Here is a 15,874-nt window from a genome sequence, read left to right as displayed (position 1 = left end):
GCCGGGGATGCATTTGAAGGGGCAGCTGTGGTCACAGGAAGGTCACGCCAGACACGGGCGTTGAACTGCGCGCCAGACAGCGCGGAGCCGGAAAGAAAAAAGGGTCTGACCATGATGGTCAGACCCTTTGAATACTGGTGGGGCCTGCGGGGGTCGAACCCACGACAAACGGATTAAAAGTCCGCTGCTCTACCAACTGAGCTAAGGCCCCAAGGATTTCTCCCTGGTCTGTACTGCACGTGATGCAGAACAGCCTCAAATTATAGCGTCATTTTTTGGCTCTTTAAAAACTACTCAGCAATTTTGTTGAGCACCCAACCCGCAGCGCACAAACCGAAGGCCGATGTCACGCTGACCACCGATCCGTACCCATGGCAATTGAGGCTGCCATCGCTCGTCGCATCGTCCGCGATGTCACAGGCGTCCAGCACGGCGTCAGCCCCCGTGGGCAGGGCTGCGGGCTGCGTCACCGCCTCGCGGCTGAACACGCAGGCCACACCGATCTTTCCCTTGCGCGCTGCGCCCTGCTCCTTGCGCAGACGGTAACGCAGCTGCGCGAGCAACGGGTCGTGCGTGACCAGCGACAGGTCCTCGATGTCAACCTTGTGCGCGTGGCGCTTGCCGCCGGCTGCGCCGACGCTGATGAAGTTGACCTTGTGGCGCATCGCCCAGGCAGCCATGGCGGTTTTGGCGCGGACCTGGTCGCAGGCATCGATGACCGACACATGGCTGTGACCGTGCGCCTCCAGCCCGGCAATCGCCGGCCAGTTGGCGGCATCGACAAACTCTTCGATGCAATGCACCGCACATCCGGGATGGATGTGCGCAATGCGTTCGCGCATCGCCTGGACCTTGGCCTGCCCCAGTGTGGTGTCGAGCGCGTGGACCTGGCGGTTGATGTTGGACTCGGCGATGTGGTCCAGGTCAATCAGCGTCAAGCTCGCCACGCCGCTGCGCGCCAGGGCTTCGGCGGCCCAGGAGCCCACGCCACCGAGGCCCACCACCACCACATGCGCCGCACGGATTTTTTTTGCGCCTGCCACGCCATACAGACGCGCCAGCCCGCCGAAGCGCCGCTCCAGGTCGGCAGGGAGTTCGGAAAAAATTTCAGCCACCAGCAATTTCCCGGCGGGCCGTCCCAAGGGAAATCAGCCCCTCGGGGGGCAGTGCAGTACGCGCAGCGACAAACGTGGGGGCCATTAAACGCTGTGCTCCAGCCGCCAGACCTGGTATTTCAGACCCGCCACGGCGCCGGCGATGATGGCCGTGACAGCGACGAAACTGGTGGCGCTCAGCGTCGAGATGCCGGACAAGCCCTGCCCGATGGTGCAACCCATGGCGGTCACCCCGCCCACGCCCATCAGCACGGCCCCGACCAGGTGGTTGGCGGTGTCTTCGGTATTGCGAAAGCCTTCCCAGCGGAAGCTGCGTGACAACAGGGAGTACAGCGCCGAGCCAGCGACCACGCCAAACACAGACACAACGCCCAGCGTCAGCAGTTTGGTCTTGTCACTGAAAAATATCAGCCAATCGATGGTGTAGGCCATCGGAGCCACAAAACTCAGCGCCTCCATGCGGCCGGAATTGGTCGCCAAAAATGTCTCCTCCAGCGTTTCCGGATGCTCCGCGACATAGGCCATGTGACCGCTGAGCCACCACATGGCGGCAATCAGCAGGCCAATGCCAAGCCCGCCGAGCAGGTTGTCAAAACGGCGAAATCCCGAACCGGCTAGCGCCCAGACGATCAGCCCGCCACCCAGCACGAGCGCAAGAACCAGCCCGGCGAGAGCGGGTGAGACACCCGCAATACCCGCAGCCCATGTGGGCAAGGCGGCGTTGCCGGAGAAATCGATAGCGACGCGGTCCACCGTGCCCACGCGCAGCACCGCGGTAATGCCCTTGAGTGTGGCAAATGCGGCCACCGCCATGACCACAAATACCACCAGTGATTTGAGGTTGCCGCCGCCAATGCGTACCAGTGTCTTGCTGCCGCAGCCCGAAGCCAGCACCATGCCAAAGCCGAACAGCAGGCCGCCGACCAGCGCGGAAAGCCAGACGAAACGGTTGGAGGCATACACGGCCTTGGCCGGGTCGATCAGTCCGGCCGCGGCAAGGCCGTAAAAGCCGATCATGGCCACGCCGATGGCCATGCCCCACACGCGCATGCGTGTCCAGTCACCCATGTTGACGATGTCGCTGACGGCGCCCATGGTGCAGAAGTGGGTGCGCTGGACAACCGCGCCGAACAGCGCCGCCAGAATGAAGGCCGCCCAGAGAACCTGGGCGGTGAGTGTGTTGAGCTGGGAAATATCCATGCCCCGATTTTAGGGGCTGGGCACGAAGTGCGCTGCCCGGCCGCCTGCGAAGTCTCTACTTGAGCCTGGCCAGGCGTTCCTTGGCGACCGAAGCGGCTTCAGACTGCGGGTAGGCCTTGATCAGGTCTGCCAGCGTCTTTTGCGCCCCTTTGACGTCCTTGAGCTCGACCTGGCAGTTGGCCACGGCCAGCACGGCTTCCGGGGCACGCACATGCTCGGGGTCGGCGGCGACCAGCGCGCGGAAATTGACCAGGGCATCGCGGTAATTGCGCAGTGCGTACTGGGCATTGCCAAGCCAGAACAGCGCAGGCGCCTTGTAGCCGCTTTGGGGATAACGCTTGAGAAAATTGGTGAAGGCCGCCTGGGCCGGCGCGAACTCGCCCTTGCGCAGCACCGCGAGCGCAGCCTCGAACTCCTGCTTTTCTGCAGGGTCCGCCACGAACTCACGGCCATCGACGCTGACCTTGGACGGTTCGAACCGGCTGAGCCGGTCGTTCACACCCTGCGACAAGTCCTTTTGCGTGCGCTGGACTTCGGCGAGTTCGCGGGCAAACTGCTCGTCCTGCCCGCGCATTCTGGCCAGTTCACCGCGCAACTGGTCGATCTGACCGGACAACTCGAGCAGGCTGCGACGCAGCTGCGCGGTTTCATCACCGGACTTGCGCAGCTCGGTCGTGGTTGCATCGAGCCGTTGGCGCAATTCAAGAATCGCCTTGCGGGCGTCATCATCCTCGAACAGCGCCGCGTGGGCGTTAAACGCCATGGCGCAGGCAAGTGCGCACGCCACGGCCCCCAGCGAAGTCCGGAAGTTCTTCAAGGTCATGGCGCCGGCTTAGCGGTAGTTGAATTCAGCGCGACGATTTTTGGAGTACGCCTCTTCATCCGAGCCCGTCACGGCAGGTTTTTCCTCGCCGAAGCTCACGGCCTCAATCTGCGCATCGGTGGCGCCCAGCAGACCCAGCGCGCGGCGCACGGCCTCGGCACGTTTCTGACCCAGCGCCAGGTTGTACTCGCGGCCGCCGCGCTCGTCGGTGTTGCCTTCAATCACCAGTTTGCGTGCCTTGTTGGCGCTAAGGAAACGCGCATGGGCTTCCACCGTCGCCTGAAATTCCGGCTTGATGACAAAGCTGTCGTAGTCGAAGTAGATCACGCGGGCTGCACCGGGCGGTCCGGCGAGCGAAGGATCGGTGGCGCCGATCTGGACCGGCGCAACAACGCGGCCGCTGACGCCCGCTGCATCGCCGGTTCCCGGTGCCGTGGTGACAGGAGTCCGGCTTTCGACAGGCACTTCATTGAGTTTGACGCCTGAGCTGCAGCCGACCAGTGCGGCGGTCAGGGTGATGATGGAGGCGAGTGAGATCAGGATGCGCTTCATGTGTGGATACTTTCCGTAAAAAAACAAAGGGGTTGGTGGAAGACGGGCGAGTTACCTCTGGAAAGGTCCCCAGTCCGGCTCACGGATGTCTCCGGCGGCGCCGGTCAGGCGGGCTTTGATCTTGCCGTCCAGGGTGGTGGTCAGCAGGGCTTCCCTGCCCTGTTGCTGGGTGGCATACACGATCAGCCGGCTGTTAGGCGCAAAACTCGGGCTTTCGTCGGCGCTGGTGTCGGTGATCGAGATGGCGGTTCCCTTGCCGAGGTCCATCAGGTGCAGCTTGAAGGCACCGCCTATGCGTGAAATATAGGCCAGCCAGCGACCATCCGGGCTCAACGCCGGCGATATGTTGTAACTCCCGGTAAAGGTGACACGTTCGACGTTGCCGCCACCGGCGCCCATGCGATAGATCTGCGGCGAGCCGCCGCGGTCGCTCACGAAATAGACGTATTTCCCGTCCGGCGAAAACGCCGGCTCGGTGTCGATGCTGGCCGATTGCGTCAGCCGGCGCGCCTCGCCGCCTGTTGCCGGAATGGCATACAGCTGCGAGCCGCCATCGCGGCTCAGCGTCGCGACCAGCTGGTTGCCGTTCGGCGCCCATGCCGGCGCGCTGTTGGAGCCGCGGAAGTTCGCCAGCAGGCGGCGTTTGCCCGAAGCCACGTCATGCGCATAAATCACCGGCTTGCGCGACTCGAACGACACGTATGCCAGTTGCGTGCCGGTGGGCGACCACGCCGGGGAAATGATCGGTTCGGGACTGGTCAGCGCCGACTGGGCGCCTTCGCCGTCGGAGTCGGCCACCCACAGGTTGTAGCGCGGGCCGACCTTGGTCACATAGGCGATGCGGGTGGAGAAAATCCCTTTCTCGCCGGTCAGTTTTTCATAGACAAAGTCGGCGATGCGGTGGGCCGACAGGCGCAGGTCGCCCTGCGGTATCACGTAGCTTTGCCCACCGAGGTCCTGTCCACGCACCACGTCCCACAGGCGGCAGCGTACGTCGAAGCGGCCATCGGCCAGACGTGTCACGCTGCCGGTCAGCAGCGAATCGGCGGCGCGCTGGCGCCACACCGACAGGTCGGGACGGGAATTTTCGTCCAGGTTCTGGCCGGCGGTATCGACCGCGCGAAACTGGCCGCTTCGCTCCAGGTCGGCCTGCACAATGGCGGCGATTTTCTGCGGCGACTGCGCATCGCCGCGAAAACCGGCAATGGCGATCGGCAGCTGGGTCAATCCAACGCCCGACACCTCGACCCGGAACTGGGCCCAGGCGGGCTGTACCGCCAGGACGCCCAGGCTGCCGGTCAGGCCGGCGATGAAGCTGCGACGGCCTGCAGACAGGGATTGAATCGAGGATGGGTCAGGTTTTTTGGGGTGCATTTTTCTGGTTCAAACAATACAGGGTGAAGTACTTGCCGAAGGCTGCCTGGGCCTGCATGGCACACACGGCAAAACCCATGCTGCCGTCGAGGATGCCGAGGCGAAAGAAATAGCTTTTGATGAAAGCGGCCACGCCCGATATTACCGCCCTCGGCATGGAGCTGGACCGGCCGCGCGCATGCGCCTGCGTGGCCCAAGCCAGGCTGTATTGCTCCAGCTTGCGCCAGTAGTGGGCGGGCGTCGGGTAGCTGTAGTGCAACAGCTTGCCGTTCAGCCGTGACACAGCGCCGGAGCTCAGGATCACGCGCTCATGCACCAGATCGTCGCTGAACCGGCCCTGGCCGCGCCGAAAAAGACGCAGCACCGGGTCCGGCGTCCAGCCGCAGTGGTGAATCCACTGGCCGCAGAACTGGGTGAGGCGGGGAATTTCAAAGGCGTCTGCCGCGCCATGGAGGACCGCCTGCTGGATCTCGGCGGCCAGCTCGGGCGTCACACGTTCGTCCGCATCGAGGGATAGCACCCATTCCTGGGTAGCCAGGCCGAGGGCGAGGTTTTTTTGCGGACCAAAGCCGGGCCAGGCGGCGGTTTCCGTGACTTCCGCCCCGAAGGCTCTGGCAATGGCGCACGTGTTGTCGGTGCTGGCGTTGTCAACCACGACCCACTGGTCGGCGAACCGAACGGACTCCAGGCATGCCTGCAAATTGGCCTCTTCGTTTTTCGTGATGATGATGACGGACAGGGTCATGGGCGCTCGGGTGTTGGTGAATGTCGCAAGCCAGCCGCCCTGATTTAACGCTCCGCAAACAAGCGTTTGATTGTGGGCGCTGCCAGCGGCGGTCTTTGTAGGAATTGGCCGCCAATTGTTCCACGATAATGCAGGCTTGCTCACTTCACGGCCTGATGCGGCGCCCATGCCAACTATCGCAGCCCTTCCCCGCACCGTCACTGCTGACCCGTTCCCGGCGCCCGGTGGGATGGCTGCGACTGGCGGCACCACCCGCCTGATCATGGTTGTCCCGGCCAGGGCCGGCAACGAGGCCCCGGTTTGACGACCGGCCCCGAGCAGGCCGCCGCTGCCGGCGCCAAGGGGACAGCGTCACCGGCGCCCATCGGCCAGCGCCTGCGCCGCATCTGGCCTTATTTCAGCCAGTCCCCCAGCGCCTGGGCCATCGCCGTGGGCGCCACCGTGGTAGCTTCCGCCACCGAGCCGCTGGTGCCCGCCCTGCTGCAGCCCCTGCTCGACAAGGGCTTTCGCAAGGGGGGTATCGATATCTGGATGGTTCCCGTGTCGCTGCTGCTGCTGTTCGGCGTGCGCGGCTTCGCAGGTTTTCTCGCGCAGATTGCGCTGGCCAAGGTCACCAACATCGGCTTGCTGGAATTGCGCAAAGCCATGTTCCGCAAGCTGATGACCGCCCGCCTGGATCTTTTTTCGAACCAGTCAGCCAGCACCCTGGCCAACACCGTGGTCTACGAGGTGCAAAACGGCTCGTCCATGCTGGTCAACTCGGTGATGGGCCTGACCCGGGACACCCTGACCCTGCTGGCGCTGTCCAGTTACCTGCTTTACCTGAACTGGCGACTGACCCTGATTGTCACGCTGCTGATTCCGGCCATTGCCTGGGTCATGCGTGTGCTCTCCAGCCGGCTGTACCGGCTGACCAAGGCCAGCCAGGCGGCCACCGACTCGCTGGCCTATGTGGTGGAAGAAAACGTGCTGGCTCACCGCGATGTCCGCCTGCATGCGGCGCAGCAGAGCCAGGCGACCCGTTTTGCGCAGCTCAGCGAGGCCTTGCGGCGCCTCTCCATGAAATCCGTGGTGGCCTCCGCGGCCATGACCCCGGCCACGCAGATGCTGGCGGCGGCCGCCCTGTCGGCCGTCATTTCGGTTGCCCTGCTGCAAAGTTCCACCGACACCACGTCTGTCGGTTCGTTTGTGGCTTTTGTGACCGCCATGCTGATGCTGGTTGCACCGATCAAGCACCTGTCGGAGGTCGCCAGCCCGATCACGCGCGGCCTGGCGGCGCTGGAGCGCGGGCTGGACCTGATGGAGAAAACGCCCGATGAACCGGGCGGCAATTTTTCGAAGCCGAGGGCCGAGGGGAAAATCAGTTTCATCAATGCGCGTGTGGCCTACAGCGACGATGGCGCACCCGCGGTCGACGCGCTGAACCTGACCATCACCCCCGGTGAAACTGTGGCGCTGGTCGGTGCTTCGGGGGCCGGCAAGACCACACTGGTCAATTTGCTGCCGCGTTTTGTCGAGCCCACCTCCGGACGCATCGAGCTCGACGGCCATGAACTGCGTGAATGGCAGATCGACGCGCTGCGCGGCCAGTTCGCGCTGGTCAGCCAGCACGTGGTGATGCTCAACGACACCGTGGCCGCCAATGTGGCGCTCGGCATGACGGTGGACAGGGACAAGGTGCTGGCCTGCCTGAAGGCTGCCAACCTGGAGCGTTTTGTGGACGAGCTGCCCCGGGGCATGGACACGCTGGTGGGCCACAACGCCACGCAGCTCTCGGGCGGCCAGCGCCAGCGCCTGGCGATTGCCCGCGCCCTGTACAAGGACGCGCCCGTGCTCATTCTTGACGAAGCCACCTCCGCGCTGGACACGGAATCCGAACGGGCGGTGCAGGAGGCGCTGCAGCGGCTGATGCGCAACCGCACCACGCTGGTCATTGCACACCGCCTCTCCACGGTCCAGCACGCCAGCCGCATCGTCGTGATGGATGCCGGCCGCATCATCGAAAGCGGCACACACGCCGAACTGATTGAACGCGACGGCCCCTATTCCCGCCTCTACAAACTCGGGCTGTACGACGCCGATCTCTCGCAAAGTCCACCCGTGGCGCAACTTTCATGACAATTTCCATCAGTGGTTTTACCTTCATCCGCAACGGTGTCGAGCTGGGCTTTCCGTTTGAAGCCTCGATCCGCTCCCTGCTGCCGCTGGTCGACGAATTCGTCGTGGCCGTGGGCCGCGGCAGCGACGAAACGCTGGCACGCGTGCTGGCGATTGGCGACCCGAAAATCCGCGTGATTGAAACCCTCTGGAACGAACGCATGGCCGACCGCGGCTTTGTCTACGCGCAGCAGAAAATGATTGCCCAGTATTCCTGCACCGGCGACTGGGCCTTCTACCTCGAGGGTGACGAGGTGGTGCATGAAGAGGACCTGGCCGCGATCCGCGCCAGTGTCGAGCAGCACCATGGCAACCCGGCGGTGGAAGCACTGGTCTTCGACTACCACCACTTTTACGGCTCGGCGCAGTGGGTCTCGGTGAGCCCCGGTTGGTACCGCCGCGAGTGCCGGCTGATCAGGAATACCATCCGCTCCTACGCGCCCGACGGGCAGTACTGGCTGGTGACCACCGAACACAAGCGCCCGCGCAATCCGCAGGCGGCGCTGGCCAACGCCCACATCTACCACTATGGCTGGATTCGCCGCAACGAGGACATGCAGAAAAAGCTCGACCAGGTCAGCAAGTACTGGGCCGATTCAACGACCATGCAAATCAAGTACAGCCAGTTCGATGCGCGCGCGCTGGAGGCTTTCAAGGGAACCCACCCGAAAGCCGTGCAGGCATGGCTGCTCACAGGAGCCGAGCAGGACCTGCAGATCGACCCGGCCTACCAGCCCACCCGCAAGGAAAACAAATACCACCTGATGCGCCGAATCGAGCTGCTCACCGGCCTGGACTTCAGCCGCAAACACTTCAAGCTGGTGGCCTGAAGGCCTGAACGCAGCTTGTCAGCGCTGCTCAGCGGCCAGCGTCGCGAAGTACAGCGCCTCCTGCTGGCGCGCAATGGCCGGCCACTGGTAGCGGCTTGCAAACGCCCTCGCCTGGCCACCCAGCTGCTGCCGCAGCGCCTCGTCGCCGAGCACCTGTTGGAGGGTGTTGGCCAGTTTCGCGGCATCCTGCGGATCGTCCAGAAGCAGCGCATCGGCGCCATGGCTGAGCAGGCTGGAAATACCGCAGTACGTCGCACTGCTGACCACCACCGGCAAACCGTGCGCCATGGCCTCCAGGACCACCATGGCAAACGTATCCTCCAGCGTCGGGTGCACCAGGCAGTCCGCCGCGCGGTAGGCAGGCGCCACGTCCTGCAGCGATCCGAGGAAAAACACGCGCCCGGCCACACCCTCGGCTTGCGCCTGCCGTTCAAACACCGGGATTTGCCCCGGGTTGCCCACCACCGCCAGCACCACGTCCGCCGGCAGGTCGTGCAGCACCCGCAGCAGCGTCCCCAAGCCCTTCTTGCGGTAGTCATTTCCCACCAGCAGCAGGCAGCGTCCCCCGGGCGGCAGGCCCAGCTGCCTACGGGCAGCCCCTTGTTCGGCCGCGCCGGTGGGGACTGCGGGCAACACCACCCCCGGCGTGATGACGGTGGTGACCGCCACCGTGCCCGGGTAGGTCGCGGCCAGGGTGTCACCCAGGCTGGCCGACGTCACCACCACACAGCGCCCGCCCCGGGCCGCGACCCGCAGGCGCTCCAGCCCCAGGTAGGTCAACAGGCGCGGGCTGGTCCAGACCTTGGCCCAGGCCAGCACGCGCCGCCAGCCGGTCCGGCCATGAAACAGGTTGTATTTCACCGGCAGCACATGCACGGTCTGCACCTGGCCCTGCCAGGTGTTTTCATGGGAGTGGACAAGGTCAAAACCCCGGCGCGTGGCCCACCAGGTGGCGGTGGCGTACCAGAGCTGATTCAGCCAGCGCGGCTTGCGCAGAGGCGTGGAAACGAGGTGGTAAGTCACGCCCGGTGCGCTGTGCCTGATCTGCTGCGCAAACACATGGATCTCGTGGCGCTGCGCAAGTTGCTCAACCAACGCAATCGAATAACGCTCTGCCCCACCCCCGGCCGGGTCAAAAATGCGGTTCAGCACCGCAATGCGCAGCCTGCGCGAGGCCTCGGGCTGGACGGGCGAGCCACTCATGTGCGGTCCCGGTCTTCGTAGGCCGTCGCAATCTTCAGCCAGAACACCGGCAGGCTGGTGGAACGCACGACAGGCACCCGCGGCAACTCCATCAGGTCGTTCTTGGCGGAACTGCGGCCGCGCCGCGTGGTGGTCACGGTCTGGAAGCCGGCCTGGCGAGCCATGGCCAGGTGCTGCGACGCGTACTCACCGAAGGGATAACAGAAATGCCGCACGGGGGTGGCCAACAGCCCTTCGAGCGCCGCCCGGTCCCCGGTCATTTCAGCGAGCGCGGTGTGGTCATCGCTTTGCAGCAGGCGCACGTGGCTCTGCGTGTGGGATCCGACCTCCTGGCCGCCGGCCACCCACAGGCGCAACTCGTCAGCGGTCATCAGCGGCACCTGCGCGATGCCAATGCCCTGGTCCCATTCGTTGGTCTTGCCCAGCAGCCCGCTGACGGCATAACAGGTGGATGAAAACCCGTGGCGCTGCAGCACCGGCAGCGCATGGGTCAGGTTGTTGCGGTAACCATCGTCAAAGGTGATGCCGACCACCTTGCCGTTTTTTTCACCGCGCAGATAGGGCAACAGCGCGCTCATCGACAGCCCCTGGTAGCCCAGCAATTTCAGCAGGGCCATCTGGCGCGAAAAGGCGGAAGGCGAGACGTAGAGGCTGCGAAAAGGCGCACCTTTGGGTGGCGCTTCGCTGATCTGGTGATAGACCAGAATCGGTATCGGGCGCTGAGTGCTGGCGGGGGTGACGGGGGTGGCAGGCATGCAGGACAGAGGTCGGTGCTTCAGAGCAGGACGATATCGTACTGTTCCTGCGCCATGGCGGCTTCGGACTGCAGCGAGATCGGTTTGCCGATGAAGTCGCTCAGGCCCGCCAGGTGCTGGCTTTCCTCGTCGAGAAACAGCTCGATCACCTTGGGCGAGGCAATCACCCTGAACTCCCGGGGATTGAACTGGCGGGCCTCGCGCAGGATCTCGCGCAGGATGTCGTAGCCGACGCTACGCGCCGTCTTCACAATGCCCTTGCCCTGGCAGGCGCTGCACGGTTCACACAGCTGGTGCGCCAGCGACTCGCGTGTGCGCTTGCGCGTCATCTCGAGCAGGCCCAGCGCAGAAAAACCGTTGACGCTGGTCTTGATGCGGTCGCGTGCGAGCTGCTTCTGGAACTCCGCCAGCACGGCGTCGCGATGGCTGTCACGCAGCATGTCGATGAAATCGACGATCACGATGCCGCCCAGGTTGCGCAGGCGCAACTGCCGCGCAATCGCCTGCGAGGCTTCCAGGTTGGTCTTGAAAATCGTGTCGTCAAAATTGCGCGCACCGACAAAACCGCCGGTGTTGACGTCCACCGTGGTCAGCGCCTCGGTCTGGTCGATGATCAGGTAGCCGCCCGATTTCAGGTCCACCCGCCGGCCCAGCGCCTTGGCTATTTCCTCGTCGATGTTGAAGAGATCGAAAATCGGGCGCTCGCCGCTGTGCAACTGCAGCCGCTGCAGGGTTGCCGGCATGAACTCCGTGGCGAACAGCCTGAGTTGGTTGAACTGCTCGCGTGAGTCGATGCGTATGCTCTGCGTGGTTTCCACCACCATGTCGCGCAGCACGCGCTGCAGCAGGTTCAGGTCCTGGTGCAGCACCGAGGTCGGCGGCAAGCGCAGCGCGGCGTCCTTGATGCGGGCCCAGGTCTTGCGCAGGTAGGCGATGTCCTCGTCGAGCTCCGCATCGGTGGCATCTTCGCCATTGGTGCGCAGGATGAAGCCGCCGCCCATGTCGCCGGTCAGGGCCTGCAGGCGCTGGCGCAAGTCCTCGCGCTGTGCGGCAGGGATTTTTTGCGACACGCCGATGTGGTTGTCCTGCGGCAGAAACACCAGCAGCCGGCCGGCGATGCTGACCTGCGCGGTCAGCCTCGCGCCCTTGGTGCCAATCGGGTCCTTGAGCACCTGCACCATCAGCGACTGGCCGACAAACAGCTGTTTTTCAATCGGCTGCAGCGCTGCCGCGGGGGCCGCCGCGTTGTCGGCATCGGCATGCCGGCTGTTGATGCTGCTCATCAGGTCCGCCACATGCAAAAACGCGGCGCGTTCCAGGCCGATGTCGATGAAAGCCGACTGCATGCCCGGCAGCACCCGGACCACCTTGCCGAGGTAGACATTGCCGACCAGGCCGCGCTCCAGCGTGCGTTCGACATGCAGCTCCTGCACCGCCCCGTACTCGACCACGGCCACACGGGTTTCCTGGGGCGACCAGTTGATCAGGATGTCTTGTTGCATGGTGTCTTCTAGTGGAGCGCTGCTTTATATTTTCAGGCCGGCCGCTTGCAGCAACAGCGCGGTTTCATGCAGCGGCAGGCCCATGATGCCGGAATAACTGCCGCTCATGTGCGAGATGAACATCGCCACCCGACCCTGGATGGCGTAGGCGCCGGCCTTGCCCAGCGGCTCGCCCGTGGCGACGTAGGCGCGAATCTGGGCCCGGCTCATGGGCGCAAAAGTCACGCGCGACACGCTCAGCGCCTGCAGCCGCTTGCGGCCACGCTGCATCGCCACGGCCGTCAGCACCCGGTGGGTATGCCCGGCCAGTTCGGCCAGCATGCTTTCGGCATGGCCGGCATCGTCGGGTTTGCCATAGATGCGGCGCCCCATCGCCACCGTGGTGTCCGAACACAAAATCGGTGCCGGCGGCAAACCGCGTTGTTTCAGACGCGCCACCGCAGCGTCGAGCTTGAGCTGGGTGACGCGCTGCACGTAGGCAGTGGGCGCCTCGCCAGGCAGCACCACCTCGAGCGCTTCGCTGTCTTCGCCGGCGTCGGGCAGCAGCAATTGGCAATCCACACCCAACTGTTCAAGCAGTTGGCGGCGCCGCGGGCTTTGGGACGCAAGGTAAATGAAGTCGGTCATACAGTAAGCAAAGTAGTCACGTGGCGGCCCTTCCCTTTCAAGCAGGGGCCGCGGAACTGGCTATGCCAGGCCGCAGGCGCAGCGGCCCCCTCGGGGGGCAGGGAGCTACACGCAGTGAGCGACCGTGGGGGCATCATTCCCTGTGATAGGGATGATTGACCGTAATGCTCCAGGCGCGGTAGAGCTGCTCGATCAGCAGCACACGCACCATGGCATGCGGCAAGGTCAGGTCCGACAGGCGCAGGCGCTCGTGGGCGGCCTGTTTGAAGGCGGGGTCCAGCCCGTCCGGGCCGCCGATGACGATGGCCACGTCGTCGCCTTCGCGCTGCCAGCTCCTGAGCTTGTCGGCCAGGGCCACCGTGGTCATGGCGGTGCCGCGTTCATCCAGCGCGACGATGCGGGTCCCCTTGGGAATCACGCCTTCGATGCGCTGGCGCTCAGCCGCCAGCAGGGTGTCCAGCGTCTTGGAGGCGCGCGGCTCGGTCTTGACGGCCTTGAGTTCGACCCGCAGCTCCGGCGGAAAACGCTTGGCGTAGTCGTCGTAGGCGGTTTGCGCCCAGTCGGGCACCTTTTGCCCGACGGCGACAATCGTCAGCCTCATTTGCTCCGGGTCGTGGTTTTCTTCGCAGCGGGTTTCCTGGCAGCCGTCTTGGCTGCTGCTTTTGCAACCGTTTTCTTCGCCGCGACTTTTTTGGCGACAGGAATCTTGACGATCGGTGTCTTCGCAGGCGCTTTTTTCACCGCCGTTTTAGCAGCCGCCTTGACGGGTTTGGCAGCAGGCTCCGCAGCCGGTGCGGCGGCATTGCGCTTGGCGGTCCAGTCGGTCATCTTGCCGACCCGACCCACGTAAGTGCCGTCATCGGTTCGGGCGACAACTTTTCTGGCGGCAGGTTTGGCCGCAGCCTTGCCTGGCTTGGCGGTCGATTTGGCACCAGCACGCGACCTGGCCGGCTTGGGCGCTTCCTCGACTTCGGGCTTGGACGCCTTGACCAGCGGTGCAGGCGCGCCCAGCTTGAGCTTGACGGGTTTGTCGCCCCACAACTCTTCGAGGTGGTAGTACTGGCGGATCGTCGGCTGCATGATGTGCGCCACGGCGGCCCCGCAATCCACAATGATCCACTCGCCGTTTTCCTCGCCCTCGATGCGCGGCTTGGCAAAACCGGCGTCACGTACGGCATCACGGACACTGGCGGCCAGTGCCTTGGTCTGCCGGTTGGAACTGCCCGAGGCGATGATCACACGCTCGAACAGCGAGGTGATGTGCTCCGTGTCGAACACCTGGATGTCTGCCGCCTTCACATCTTCCAGCCCATCAATGATGGCTCGCTGCAGTTTCTGGACGTCTTTTTTCGCAGCGGTGCTGGCGGTGTTGGCAGGGGTGGAAGTCATGCAGTGGTGTGCTTCAATGAGTGAGTTGACGGGGAATTACGGGGAAATGTAGAGATGATGGCGCTCAATATAACGCGCAACCGGCTCTGGAACCAAGTGGGTCCAGCCCTGCGGGCTGGCGTTGCCTGAACTGATTTGCCGCCGAATGTCGGTGGCACTGACGGGCATCAGGGGCATTTTCAGGGTCAAAACCGCGTGCCTGGCCTGATTTTCAGGGTCAAAACCGGCACCAGTGCTTGTCGAACCGGCGCGGTTTGCTATACAAATTATAGCTATTTCCAGAACCGCCTGCCAGCGGTGCCATGTCTCCAGGGCGGCGAACTGGTCGTTACCAATAACCAGGTAGAGCTGGGCACCGGGGTTTTCGGCCTGCAGGGCCTCCAGCGTGTCGACGGTGAAGCTGGGGCCGGCACGCCGGATTTCCCGGTCGTCCACCACCACACGGTCCAGCCCGGCAAACGCGAGCCGGGCCATGGCCAGCCGATGTTCGGGGGCGCTGAGCGTACGGGTCTTGTGCCAGGCCTGGCCGGTCGGAATGATGTGCAGGGCATCCAGCGCCAGCTGCGCCAGCGCAGCCTCTGCCAGCGCCACGTGGGCCCGATGCGGCGGGTCAAACGCGCCGCCAAAAACGCCCACGCGCTTTTTCAGAGTCTCGCCAATGCGTTTTGCGCCCGGTGACGGCACAGCACTCAAAGCCAGTCCCGCCTGACCAGAAACTCCGTGGACAGCCGCGCCTCCGCCGAACCGGCCTCGACGGGACGCTGGTAGGACCAGGCGGCCAGCGGCGGCATCGACATCAGGATGGACTCGGTGCGCCCGCCCGACTGCAGGCCAAAGTGGGTGCCGCGGTCCCAGACCAGGTTGAACTCCACATAACGGCCGCGGCGATAGAGCTGGAAATCGCGCTCACGCTCGCCGTAAACCATGTCCTTGCGGCGCTCGACAATGGGCAGGTAGGCGGCCAGGAAGGCGTCGCCGACCGAACGCATCATCGCCAGGCTGCCCTCGAAGCCCAGTTCCTGGAAATCATCGAAAAACACGCCGCCTATGCCCCGCTGCTCGCCCCTGTGCTTGAGGTAGAAATACTCGTCGCACCAGGTCTTGAAGCGCGGGTACTTGTCCTCGCCAAACGGGCCCAGGGCGTCCTTGCAGGTCTGGTGGAAATGCACCGCATCCTCGTCAAACCCGTAATACGGCGTCAAATCCATGCCGCCGCCGAACCAGTAGGCCGTCGGGCCGGACGCCGGCGTCGCCGCGATCATGCGCACATTCATGTGCACGGTGGGCACATAGGGGTTGCGCGGGTGAAACACCAGCGACACACCCATGGCCTCGAAAGGCGCGCCGGACAGCTCGGGCCGGTGCTGCGTGGCCGAGGGCGGCAGCTTGGGGCCGCGCACATGCGAGAAGCCGCAGCCGGCGCGTTCAAACACCCCGCCCTGCTCCAGGATGCGGGTGATGCCGTTGCCCTGGAGCGTCTCGCCGGGCTCCTTGTGCCAGTGGTCGGCCACAAAGGGCTGACCGTCGAGTGCGGCGACGGTGCTGGTGATGCACTCCTGCAACGCCAGCAAGTAGCTGCGGACATGGGAAGAATCGGTCATG

16 protein-coding genes and 1 tRNA gene are annotated in these 15,874 nt (G+C 64.4%); 2 read left to right on the top strand and 15 right to left on the bottom strand.

The annotated features are described in order from the left end of the window. Positions 1 to 135 precede the first annotated feature (135 nt). The 7 genes from B7G52_RS07840 to B7G52_RS07810 all read right to left on the bottom strand — a co-directional run bounded on the left by B7G52_RS07840 (position 136) and on the right by B7G52_RS07810 (position 5,809). Positions 136 to 211: transfer RNA gene (locus B7G52_RS07840), tRNA-Lys, on the bottom strand. Between the two features lie 79 nt (positions 212 to 290). Continuing rightward, positions 291 to 1,115, bottom strand: coding sequence for a ThiF family adenylyltransferase (locus B7G52_RS07835; RefSeq protein ID WP_096697055.1), 825 nt, complete (start codon positions 1,113 to 1,115; stop codon positions 291 to 293). Positions 1,116 to 1,199: 84 nt separating this feature from the next. Continuing rightward, positions 1,200 to 2,315, bottom strand: a complete 1,116-nt coding sequence (locus tag B7G52_RS07830; RefSeq protein WP_096697054.1) for a YeeE/YedE family protein — start codon at positions 2,313 to 2,315, stop codon at positions 1,200 to 1,202. 55 nt (positions 2,316 to 2,370) lie between these two features. Beyond that, positions 2,371 to 3,138 (bottom strand): tol-pal system protein YbgF, encoded by a 768-nt coding sequence (gene ybgF / locus B7G52_RS07825; RefSeq protein WP_096697053.1) that lies wholly within the window; start codon positions 3,136 to 3,138, stop codon positions 2,371 to 2,373. A gap of 9 nt (positions 3,139 to 3,147) precedes the next feature. Continuing rightward, positions 3,148 to 3,690 (bottom strand): peptidoglycan-associated lipoprotein Pal, encoded by a 543-nt coding sequence (pal, locus tag B7G52_RS07820; protein WP_096697052.1) that lies wholly within the window; start codon positions 3,688 to 3,690, stop codon positions 3,148 to 3,150. Between the two features lie 51 nt (positions 3,691 to 3,741). Beyond that, positions 3,742 to 5,064 (bottom strand): Tol-Pal system beta propeller repeat protein TolB, encoded by a 1,323-nt coding sequence (gene tolB, locus B7G52_RS07815; protein WP_096697051.1) that lies wholly within the window; start codon positions 5,062 to 5,064, stop codon positions 3,742 to 3,744. Continuing rightward, positions 5,045 to 5,809, bottom strand: coding sequence for a glycosyltransferase family 2 protein (locus tag B7G52_RS07810; protein ID WP_096697050.1), 765 nt, complete (start codon positions 5,807 to 5,809; stop codon positions 5,045 to 5,047). Before B7G52_RS07810 ends, tolB begins: the two co-directional genes overlap by 20 nt. 300 nt (positions 5,810 to 6,109) lie before the next feature. On the opposite strand from B7G52_RS07810, the gene msbA reads away from it, so the two are divergent. Further along, positions 6,110 to 7,927: a lipid A export permease/ATP-binding protein MsbA gene (gene msbA / locus B7G52_RS07805; protein WP_096697049.1), complete on the top strand. Its 1,818-nt coding sequence runs from the start codon at positions 6,110 to 6,112 to the stop codon at positions 7,925 to 7,927. Continuing rightward, positions 7,924 to 8,796 (top strand): glycosyltransferase, encoded by an 873-nt coding sequence (locus B7G52_RS07800; RefSeq protein ID WP_096697048.1) that lies wholly within the window; start codon positions 7,924 to 7,926, stop codon positions 8,794 to 8,796. Before msbA ends, B7G52_RS07800 begins: the two co-directional genes overlap by 4 nt. An 18-nt stretch (positions 8,797 to 8,814) precedes the next feature. Here the strand turns inward: B7G52_RS07800 and B7G52_RS07795 are convergent, their stop codons facing one another. The 8 genes from B7G52_RS07795 to hemF all read right to left on the bottom strand — a co-directional run bounded on the left by B7G52_RS07795 (position 8,815) and on the right by hemF (position 15,873). After that, the gene (locus tag B7G52_RS07795; protein WP_096697047.1) at positions 8,815 to 9,999 is read right to left on the bottom strand and encodes a glycosyltransferase family 4 protein; all 1,185 of its coding nucleotides are present in this window, start codon (positions 9,997 to 9,999) and stop codon (positions 8,815 to 8,817) included. Further along, complete coding sequence (locus B7G52_RS07790) at positions 9,996 to 10,754, bottom strand: polysaccharide deacetylase family protein (protein ID WP_096697046.1); 759 nt, start codon at positions 10,752 to 10,754, stop codon at positions 9,996 to 9,998. The genes B7G52_RS07795 and B7G52_RS07790 overlap by 4 nt, the downstream gene beginning before the upstream one ends. A 20-nt stretch (positions 10,755 to 10,774) precedes the next feature. Next, complete coding sequence (rng, locus tag B7G52_RS07785) at positions 10,775 to 12,256, bottom strand: ribonuclease G (RefSeq protein WP_096697045.1); 1,482 nt, start codon at positions 12,254 to 12,256, stop codon at positions 10,775 to 10,777. Between the two features lie 24 nt (positions 12,257 to 12,280). Then, positions 12,281 to 12,883 carry a nucleoside triphosphate pyrophosphatase gene (locus B7G52_RS07780; protein WP_096697044.1) on the bottom strand — a complete coding sequence of 201 codons (603 nt, stop codon included), beginning with the start codon at positions 12,881 to 12,883 and terminating at the stop codon, positions 12,281 to 12,283. Between the two features lie 133 nt (positions 12,884 to 13,016). Then, a complete protein-coding gene (gene rlmH, locus B7G52_RS07775; RefSeq protein WP_096697043.1) occupies positions 13,017 to 13,484 on the bottom strand; it encodes a 23S rRNA (pseudouridine(1915)-N(3))-methyltransferase RlmH in 468 nt (155 codons plus the stop codon). Next, positions 13,481 to 14,272, bottom strand: a complete 792-nt coding sequence (rsfS, locus tag B7G52_RS07770; protein ID WP_096697042.1) for a ribosome silencing factor — start codon at positions 14,270 to 14,272, stop codon at positions 13,481 to 13,483. Before rsfS ends, rlmH begins: the two co-directional genes overlap by 4 nt. 36 nt (positions 14,273 to 14,308) lie before the next feature. Beyond that, complete coding sequence (nadD, locus tag B7G52_RS07765) at positions 14,309 to 14,908, bottom strand: nicotinate (nicotinamide) nucleotide adenylyltransferase (protein ID WP_240523362.1); 600 nt, start codon at positions 14,906 to 14,908, stop codon at positions 14,309 to 14,311. Between the two features lie 53 nt (positions 14,909 to 14,961). Beyond that, positions 14,962 to 15,873, bottom strand: a complete 912-nt coding sequence (hemF, locus tag B7G52_RS07760; protein WP_096697073.1) for an oxygen-dependent coproporphyrinogen oxidase — start codon at positions 15,871 to 15,873, stop codon at positions 14,962 to 14,964. Position 15,874 lies beyond the last annotated feature (1 nt).

This window comes from Polaromonas sp. AER18D-145, from assembly GCF_002379095.1.
Classification (GTDB): Bacteria; Pseudomonadota; Gammaproteobacteria; order Burkholderiales; family Burkholderiaceae_C; genus Polaromonas.
Note: the sequence above shows the minus strand (reverse complement) of the source record. Positions and strands in the feature narration are given on the sequence as shown.